The sequence below is a fragment of the Novosphingobium sp. genome (genome assembly GCF_019748365.1).
GTDB lineage: Bacteria > Pseudomonadota > Alphaproteobacteria > Sphingomonadales > Sphingomonadaceae > Novosphingobium.
In genome coordinates, this window is the sequence record NZ_JAIEPN010000165.1 from 1 (window position 1) to 9,094 (window position 9,094).

7 protein-coding genes are annotated in these 9,094 nt (G+C 58.1%); 6 read left to right on the plus strand and 1 reads right to left on the minus strand.

Going from position 1 to position 9,094, the window contains the following annotated elements:
* Positions 1-95: 95 nt before the first annotated feature.
* From K5Q19_RS18040 to K5Q19_RS18050, 3 genes are all read left to right on the plus strand, one after another.
* Entirely contained in the window at positions 96-2,186 is a 2,091-nt protein-coding gene (locus K5Q19_RS18040; protein ID WP_273301598.1) for a TonB-dependent receptor, read from the plus strand.
* 47 nt (positions 2,187-2,233) lie between these two features.
* Entirely contained in the window at positions 2,234-4,738 is a 2,505-nt protein-coding gene (locus K5Q19_RS18045) for a prolyl oligopeptidase family serine peptidase (protein WP_273301599.1), read from the plus strand.
* Between the two features lie 377 nt (positions 4,739-5,115).
* Complete coding sequence (locus K5Q19_RS18050; RefSeq protein WP_273301600.1) at positions 5,116-5,547, plus strand: MucR family transcriptional regulator; 432 nt, start codon at positions 5,116-5,118, stop codon at positions 5,545-5,547.
* Between the two features lie 51 nt (positions 5,548-5,598).
* On the opposite strand, the gene K5Q19_RS18055 is transcribed toward K5Q19_RS18050, so the two are convergent.
* Entirely contained in the window at positions 5,599-6,111 is a 513-nt protein-coding gene (locus K5Q19_RS18055) for a helix-turn-helix transcriptional regulator (protein ID WP_137775617.1), read from the minus strand.
* Positions 6,112-6,406: 295 nt separating this feature from the next.
* On the opposite strand from K5Q19_RS18055, the gene K5Q19_RS18060 reads away from it, so the two are divergent.
* From K5Q19_RS18060 to K5Q19_RS18070, 3 genes are all read left to right on the plus strand, one after another.
* Entirely contained in the window at positions 6,407-7,039 is a 633-nt protein-coding gene (locus K5Q19_RS18060) for a GntR family transcriptional regulator (protein WP_273301601.1), read from the plus strand.
* Between the two features lie 206 nt (positions 7,040-7,245).
* The gene (locus K5Q19_RS18065; protein ID WP_137775619.1) at positions 7,246-7,920 is read left to right on the plus strand and encodes a lasso peptide biosynthesis B2 protein; all 675 of its coding nucleotides are present in this window, start codon (positions 7,246-7,248) and stop codon (positions 7,918-7,920) included.
* Positions 7,886-9,094: asparagine synthase C-terminal domain-containing protein (locus K5Q19_RS18070; RefSeq protein WP_273301602.1), on the plus strand; the 1,209-nt coding region annotated here is incomplete at its 3' end. The genes K5Q19_RS18065 and K5Q19_RS18070, both read left to right, overlap by 35 nt.

Consider the following 9,094-nt stretch of genomic DNA (forward strand, 5'->3'; position numbering starts at 1 on the left):
TGGTGGGGCATGCCCCACCACCAGCAGCACCTAAATCTCCACCGAAAATTACACCACGAGCGCGGACGCTAACCACACGCTGGGACACAGGGCATGTGCTTGCAGCCTATGAGTTTCAGCGTCGCGAGGCTCTGAACGCAGCATCGCGCGCCTATACACGGTCGGCGGACCTGCGGTCTCTAGGTGGCAATGACTATCGGCTGTTCTTCGCCTCGCCTGGCACCATTGTAGCGCTGGACCCAGTCCGGCGAACATTTGTCCCAGCCTTTGCCATTCCAGCCGGTCAGAACGGCATAGGGCTGTCGCCAGCAAGCCTGACCCCAGGCCAGAACCTCTCGAGTCCCCGCGAACAGGTCGATCTGCTTCCTCAGCAAACCCGTCACAGCGTCTACATTACAGGCGAGCAGGAGCTGACCAATGGGGTGACAGCCTATGCCGAGGGTCGATACACCCACCGCGCTTTTCGTCACCTCGCCCAACCATCACTGACAGTCATGTCCGTCACACGGGCAAACCCTTTCTTCGTCTCGCCCAACGGAACGTCGGTCACGAACATTGCCTATCTGTTCGACAAGGATCTTGGCCCCCTTGAGACGCGCGGCAATGTCGAAGCTTGGTCGATGACCGGCGGTATCCGCGCCGAACTCGGCGGCGACTGGCAGCTTGACGGGTTTGTGTCACTGGCGCGGCAGAGCGACTATCGCCGCAATGACAATATCCTCAACGCGACCGCATTGAACGAGGCGCTCGGTACCACTCCCGACGATCCGCTGACATCATTCAGCACCGCGCGTGATGGCTTCTTCAATCCTTTCGGACAGGGACGCAGCAACACGGCTGCCGTACTCGACTTCATTGGGAGCGGCTTTATCGAGGAGCGCTTTAAAAACGGCCTGCTCAATGGCAGCATCACGGCTGACGGGACCCTCTGTGATGGTCCGGGCGGTGCCATCAAGATTGCGCTGGGCGTTCAGGCGCGGCGCGAAGACTTCTCTCGCGACACGCTCAGCTTTATTTCCGGGAGATCGCCGGCTCCGGGCACACCCGTCGATGCTGATCGTTGGGTTGCATCGGCATTTGCCGAGATTGCCGCGCCCATTGTTGGGCCCGACAATGCCGCACCGGGTATCGAGCGGCTCAACCTGTCGGCAGCTGTCCGGGCCGAGCACTATTCGGATTTTGGGACGACGATCAATCCAAAGCTTGGCCTCTCGTGGCAGCCAGTCGCAGGTCTTCTCCTCCGGGCAAGCGCTGGCACCTCATTTCGTGCCCCCGCTCTGCTGGAGGTGCGCGATGCCTTCCGCATATCCAATACCCAGCTGCCAGCCATAGGTGGTGGGAACCGACAGGTCATCTCGCTTGGGGGAGGCAATGCCGATCTTGAACCTGAATCCGCACGATCGCTGACCATCAGCGCCACGGTGGCGCCACCACGCATGCCAGGCCTGTCGCTCGAGGCCAGCTATTTTCAGACGCAGTTTCGAGACCGCATCGGTCAGCCTGCAAACGAAAACATCCTCCAGGCACTTACCAATCCCATTTTTGCTCCCTTCGTGACCTTTATCGATCCGGTCGCCAATTCCGAAGACAGAGGAAGGGTGATCGCCCTGATAGGCAACCCGAACTCGACCATCCAGCCGACGATAAATCCTACGGTTTTCAGCGCCATCGTCGACGGACGGTTCGTGAATTCGGCGCGTGTGGACATCCGCGGGTTCGACCTCGCTGCCCGCTACCGGGTCAGCATTGGCGAGCACCGACTGGCTTTCAGTGCCAGTGCAGCAATTCTGGTCGATTTCAAGGACCAGATCACGCCAGTATCCCCGCTGATCGAGAGGGTTGGCACCCTCGGCAATCCGGTTGATTTCCGGCTTCGGGCGACAGCGGACTGGTCTTGGCACGAGCTTGGGGTCAACCTGGCCCTGAACCATGTCGGTCCCTATACGGACAATATCAGCCTTCCTTCGCGTCCGATCAGCGCATGGACAAGCATCGACCTTCAGCTGAGACTGTCCTCGGCAGACAAAACAGGCCTGGCAAGGGGTCTCAGCGCAGCTCTGACGATACAAAACGTCTTTGACCGCGACCCGCCTTTTGTCGATCGGTCGCTGGGTTTCGGCTACGATCCAGCAAATGCCGATGTGCTTGGCAGGTTCATCGCCCTCCAGATCAAGAAGCAGTGGTAGTCGCGCGCCGAACCTAGCCATCTTCCCATTTCGATGAAGGACAAGCCATGCGTGTTTCATGGATTGCTGCGCTGTGCCTGCTGGCGGCAGGTCCAGCAGCGACTAAGCCCTATCAGATCGAAGATATGCTCAAGCTGCAAAGCTATGGCAAAGCCCAGCTCTCGCCTGACGGCCAATGGGCGGTAATCGAGCGCTTCAGGCCTTACGACAGCGCTGCGGCCTATGGCTTCGATGTCTTCAACAAGCGGATGCTGGGCCAGATATGGAAAGTGGATTTGAAAGACGGAAGGCCACCAGAGCTTCTGTTCGAACAAGATCCTGATGCTGGCTACTGGGCGGGCAGCCTGTCTCCCGACGGGCAGCACCTGACCGTGTTCCGGCTGGAAACAGACAAACTGTCTCTTGGCATCGTACGCACCGCCGATCGATCGGTCCGATGGCTCGATATCAATCCAGTCCCTGCCCTGCTCAATCCGGTGCCCATCTGGCGCGGAAACAGCCGGCTGATCGTCCTGGCCAGCGAGGCAGACGAAATTGCCTATCCTCTCGATTCGGGCAACAGATTGCAGCGCAGGCTTCCCGTCCTATGGCAGCGCACAGCGTCCGGTCAGATCCCGGGCATGAGCTTGACTACCAGCAAATCCATAAACCCGTCTGGCCAGCGCTCCCATCGCCACGTAATGGAGCTAGACCTTGCGAGCCATGGCCAACGCCTTCTCGCCAGGGGCCAGATCGTCGATCTGGCGGTTTCAGCCGACGGAAACTGGCTCGCCTTGCTCGAGGAAACGTCAGATGCTGCGCCGGCCCCAGCAGAACCGGTTTCCCCCAGCGCGCGTCCAAGGCACCATCGCGTCCGGCTGATATCGCTGGCCGACGGCCAAGTGATACAACCCTGCCCAACATGCGATATCCTACCCGGGCTCTTGGCATGGTCGGACCGGAGTTCCGCGCTGGTCGTCTCGGTCGGTTCCGCGCAGTCGCCCCAAGGCCAGTTCATACGCATCGATCCGGACAAAGGCTCGGTCGTCGCGCTCACCGATAAGACGAGTGAGCCTTGGGTTGCAGACAATGACAGCGGGGCAAGGATGGTCCGCGCCGGGTGGCACCAGGGAATACCTCGGATGCTGCTCAGAGCAAAGGACGGCCAACCGATATGGTCCAAACCGGGCGATGCCGGGGCACCGAAGGAAACGCTACCATGTTCCGCTCTGCAAATCGCGAGCAATGGACGCGCGCTTCTGGTGCCCTGTTCTTCCGGGCTGTGGCGAATATCCCCTGGCGGCAAGCCCGAACAACTGATCGGTGGTGCAGCGCACCTCGACCAGCCTTTTGAAGAGACGTTCGATACAGGCATAACCGAGCGCTACCGAGCCATTGTACCAGCCAGCGATCGCAGCTTCTGGGTGCAAAGGACACAGGAAGCAGCAGCCATCACGCCAAATGGCAGAAGGGTGTTAACGGCAAAGCTGCCATTGCGCGCAAGCCGCCTGCTCCTTTTCTCTGCCAAAAGCGGCAAGGGACTGGCGGTTTCCAGAACCGGTAGCGGTGCCAGCCAATTATGGCGCATAGGCACGAACAGGGCACCGGAGCTGCTCGACACGATCAATGGCCATCTGGAAAACGTCGAACCCCCGGAGGCCATAGCATTGCCATCGCAGGTGCCGGATCGCGTCGACTGGCTGCTGTTGCCTGTACATGCAAGGCCTGGCGAGCGTGTTCCGATGGTGATCATACCCTATCCGGGCGCACAATATGCCAGGGTCAGCGGACCGCCGATCACACCCGACTCCGTAGTCAGTGTCGCAAATCCCCTGCTGGCACTGCAGTTGGGTTATGCCGTGCTTCTGCCCAGCCTGCGCCATGACCGATTTTCTGGCGAGCCAGCCGAGGGATTGGTTGACCAGATCGAGGCAGCAACCGATCGCGCAGTTGCGTCCGGTCGCATCGACAGGGACCGGATTGCAGTCTTCGGTCACAGCTTCGGAGGCTATACCGCCTTACTTACTGCCAGCCGAAGCAAGCGCTTCCGGGCCTTCATCGCTGCCGCTGCGGTGCCTGATCTCTTTCTACAACATGGGTCGTTGCTGCCTTATGACACTGTGGGCCTTGAACAGGGCTATCCGCTTGGCAGCGCTTATGGATGGGCGGAGCTTGGTCAGGCGGGCCTGCGAGCAGCGCCGTGGCACCAGCCCGACCGGTACATCCGTAACAGCCCCTATTTCTCGCTGCACCATATCGCCTCGCCAGTCCTTCTGATCCACGGTGATCTTGACCCTGTATCGCTGCAAGGTGCTGAAAGGATGTTTTCAGGGCTCTACCGCGAGGGAAAGGACGTCTCGCTCCTTCGCTTCTGGGGTGAAGGGCATGTCGTCCGGAGCCCCGCCAACATTCGGGCCATGTGGCAGCATATCGACCAATGGCTTGCCGATAAGCTCATGAACAAGAGGCATGCCTCCCCACATAGCATGGAAAAGCAGCGAGCAGATCCGTTCAGCGTGGAAACGGACAAAGAACCTGGGGCAATTGAGCCCGCACCATCGGGCAATCTTTGACGCGCGCATGAAATCGGCAAACACAACTTGTGGGCGTCGGATTCAGATACTCTGTCAACGATAAACACAAGACGATGATGCTTTCTCGGGCATTGGCGAGCAAATCACCAACAATGGATTCAAGGGCTATGGCTCCCGCTTTTTTGGTCAAACGGCGATCCGTGCATGGGATGATGGTTCGAGCTCAGTGATGTCACCGCGGTCAGGAGGTCACGAAGGGCCACAGGTGGCTTCTTCTTGACCGTTTCACGGAAAGACAGTCTGGAACGGCGAGGACGTTTCCACAGTTTTTCGATCAATTGCTAAAAAAGGCGTCGTCTATCGCATCATGATAGCTTAGACCGACTCCAATTGGAACAAAAGTCGAAGGCATGCACATGAACGATCAGCCCGAAGAACACTTGATCACCCTCACGGCGGATATCGTTGCCGCACATGTCGCAAATAACAGCGTTGCCTTGGCTGATATCCCTAATCTTATTGGAAGCGTCCATGCTGCGCTGGCGGGATTGTCGACGACAGAGGCGCCGGCACCAGTCGCGGAACGACCGCATCCTGCTGTGTCGATCCGCTCATCTGTCAAGAACGACTATCTCGTATGCCTCGAGGATGGCAAGAAAATGAAGATGCTCAAGCGATACCTCGCCGTGCAGTACAACATGACACCGGACGAGTACCGTGAGCGTTGGGGTCTGCCTAAAGATTATCCCATGGTCGCCCCGGCCTATGCGGCAAAACGCCGTGAACTTGCCAAGACGATTGGTCTCGGCCGCAGCCCAAATGCGGGGCGGGGTCGAAAGAAAGCCTGAGGGCACCTTAGCAAGGGGCGACGCCCGCCATGTGTTCCGGTAAGAGCGCGTTCAGGAAGCCTTTGGCTTGAAATTCGATCGAACAGGCTGTGCGGCTTGCCGGACCATCTTCGGAGCTTTCGCCTCCAACCAGTTTTCTGCGAAAGTATCTCGCTTCCGGACATGCTCCGCCAAATCACGGCAAAGCCGTGTAATGCCGCCGATGATGGTGCGTGACTGCAGATAAACGATATCCGGACCCAGATCTTCGTTGAGATCGCGCAGAGCAAGCAGGACAATATGCATCAGCTTGTTGTCCGCACAGCGTTCGGCAAATTCGACAGAGCCCATCGGCACGACAGCCAGCAATGCCACTGGGTCGCAGTTCGCCACTTCGGCAAACCGCTTCAGACGATCATATGTGATTTTACCCTGGCCCGCCTCGAGATGTTCATACGATCGCAACGGCATGCCCATCGCGCGAGCGACTTCGGATGTGCGAAGGCGTCGGGCCTTGCGTATCTTGCGCAGTGCCTCGGCTACCAGAGCATTCTCGGGCAAGCTGTCTTCCGATTTTTCTTCCATCCGTCCACCTGCCTTGTCTGACCCGAAGGATATTAGGACCACGATGTAAAGCGCTGATGATAGCCGAGAGCGTGCTATTTTCAAAGTTTGAAATAGTCCGCCATAATTTTGGTTCTGAAATCGCAACTTATCTCGAAAAAACGTAAATTCGAGGGTAAATATCGGCAGGACAAGGAATATTCCATACCGCAATTTTGGATGATGTGCCTACTACGGCTGCTTGCCTGATCAAGACAGAGACTTGTGATTCGCTCATGCCACAATGGACATTCCAGTCCAAGCAAGGGAGATCACTATGGCCCTGTCCAAGCCGCCTGCGTTTGAGCAGGCTTACGCGTTTCTACATTATCGCCTACGAAACGGGGACTACATGCCTGGATCCAGGGTCCAGGCAGGAGATGTTGTCTCTGTGTTGGGCATTAGCGCTACTCCAGTCCGCGAAGCGCTGTCGAGACTGGCAGGTCAAGGCCTGCTGATTGATCGCCGCGCCATGGGGTATTTTGTACCGCCCGTTGATCCAGTCGACCTTCGTGATCTGTACTCACTAGCGTCCATGCTGGCGGTGTCTGCAATGCGATCGATCAATCTGCCATCGCTCGACAGGCAACGCTACGGTACGGGTGCAGAGCTTCCGTGCGGATGCGCCGGCGAACTCCTGGTGACGATCGCATCGCTGACCGCGAACTCTGCGCTCTGCTTGGTTGCAGCCAATGTCGATGATCGGCTGGCTCCGTTTGCAGCAGTGGAAAAAGCCATGTTCGGCGAGGTAGATCGCGCGCAAGGCGAGTTTGTGCATTGGCTGGCCAGCTGTGACCAGCGACAGTGCGTCTTGAATGTTGCGCGCTTCTATCGCCGCCGAATGCGATCGACGATGGATATCGCGGCGTCGGCAAGCGCATCGATGTCAGCGCGCGAGAATATATTCTGAATATGATTTGAGTAGATCAAGCATGCAGCCTTCAATGACATTGTCGCAAACGCGGCATTTCAACAAAGGAGGCTGAAATGATGAATGTCACTCAACCCAAGCTGATCCGTCTCGGAAGCATCCGGCGCGATACCAAGGCCATCGTCACGGCTGGCCAGCAGGAAGAATTCCTGCCGATCCTCTCCTACAATTGACCTTGGAACGGGGTGGCGGCCTCGCCGCCCCGCTTCTCGATCATGCCCATCAGACCATCTGACCATGTCCGAATTGCCGATGTCGCGGGGGACCTCGTCCTGCTCGACCTGCGGCAGGATGATTATCTGGCACTATCCAGCTGCCATGCGGGACCCGTTTTTGCCGCATTGGAGGGCAAGGACCATGACCCTGCCGATCCGATCTTGCAGGAGCTGCTGGAAAACCGGTTGGTTCAGATGGCAGCTGAACCTTGGGAACAGGCCGACTCGATCCACGTTCTGCCATTGCCCGAGCCAGCACGCTCCAACAGCCTCTACAAGGGGTGGATGCTGCTGGCGTTTGCACTGGCGGTGCTCTTGACCCTCGCTTCCTACTATCGCTCGACCAAAGCCCTGGCTAGCCAAGCATTCAGCTGTGGCAACCGATCCGAATTTTCGCCCGAGCGCATGGCAGGTATTGTCCGATGGTTCGAGAGTTTGCGGATTTTCATACCTCGAACCGGCAGATGCCTCGTCCAATCGCTGCTTCTACTTCACTTCCTGCGTCTGCTACGTATTCCTTCTGAGCTGGTATTCGGCGTTCGAACGCATCCTTTCGAAGCCCATTGCTGGGTGGAATGGAACTCGCGCGTGCTCAACGACAGTGTCGATCATGTCTGCTGGTACACTGTCATTGCCCGCTTCTGAGCAGGCCTCGTTCTGTGCGATCGTCGCAATGAACGCAGGCTGCCAAGCGCTTGAAGAAAAAAGAGCTGCAACCCTTCGTCTACAAGGCAAATGTGCGGACATGCGTCCCGTGATGCACAGCCCGCAAGCTACATTGCTTGCCGAGAAAGCGTTGCCCCTCCTCATATCTCCAGATCAAGGCGTCGCATTGCTTGGCGAAGCGTTTCCCAGGAAGCATAAAACCTTGGAGGAGACCGTGCAGTCGCTCGAGGGTGATCGACCCAAAGCTGCGGCTGTAACGGTCAGCGAAAGCCTCTGGGGTAGATACACTCTCTTTTGCATCGACCGTCATTCTGGGGGCTGCGCCTGGTACCGCGAGCCCTCTGGTGGCCAAAGGCTTTACACCTGGCGTGTTGGCGCCATCAGCATCGTGACGGATTGCCTATCATCCGAGATCATCGCAGCGATCGGCCGTCGCCCCAGCATCAACTGGGAACGGGTGGCCCAGTTGATACGCCAAACAGAAATGTCGGCATCGTTCTGCGCGCTGAACGAGATTGAGATTGTTCAGCCGGGCATGTTGGGGACATGCTCGGACAGCCGGATCGCATCAACAACAATCTGGTCTCCCGAACGCTTCTGCGCCGCCGGCAGGATAGAGGAAGCAGAACAACTTCCCAAACTTGCCGCGGAGTGTGTCTCGCGTTGGCTGGATGGTCACTCCCGGGTGACTATTGAACTCTCGGGCGGCCTCGACTCTTCGATTGTGGCTGGCCTCCTGGCGAACGATCCGAAATCGCCATTCATCCAGGGACTCACAATCATTCCCGAGTCTCCGGGCGGTGACGAACGTGCCTATGCTCGAAGCGTCGCTAGGAAGTGGAACTTTGGCCTTGTGGAAACCCGCGTAACACCCGAGCAGCTCAACTACCTCGAGTTGCCAGCTGCAACCCCCACCGTGGAGCCGGCCGTCTACGGGTTGGACGTGCTGGCCGACCGCCTATCGTCAGATTTAGCCGACACATTCGGGGCGACGCGCATATTCAGCGGACAGGGGGGAGATGCCATTTTCTTCCAGCCGCATGTCGCCGCCATTGCAGCTGATTATTTCCAGTCCCAGGTTAGCGTCCGCGCTCGTGGTGTAATTTTCGGTGGAGATTTAGGTGCTGCTGGTGGTGGGGCATGCCCCACCACC

Excerpts from the sequence above, each read along its gene's own strand:
- K5Q19_RS18060 (WP_273301601.1), top strand. The coding sequence starts at position 6,407 with ATGGCCCTGTCCAAGCCGCCTGCGTTTGAGCAGGCTTACGCGTTTCTA.
- K5Q19_RS18045 (WP_273301599.1), top strand. The coding sequence starts at position 2,234 with ATGCGTGTTTCATGGATTGCTGCGCTGTGCCTGCTGGCGGCAGGTCCA.
- K5Q19_RS18055 (WP_137775617.1), bottom strand. The coding sequence starts at position 6,111 with ATGGAAGAAAAATCGGAAGACAGCTTGCCCGAGAATGCTCTGGTAGCC.
- K5Q19_RS18050 (WP_273301600.1), top strand. The coding sequence starts at position 5,116 with ATGAACGATCAGCCCGAAGAACACTTGATCACCCTCACGGCGGATATC.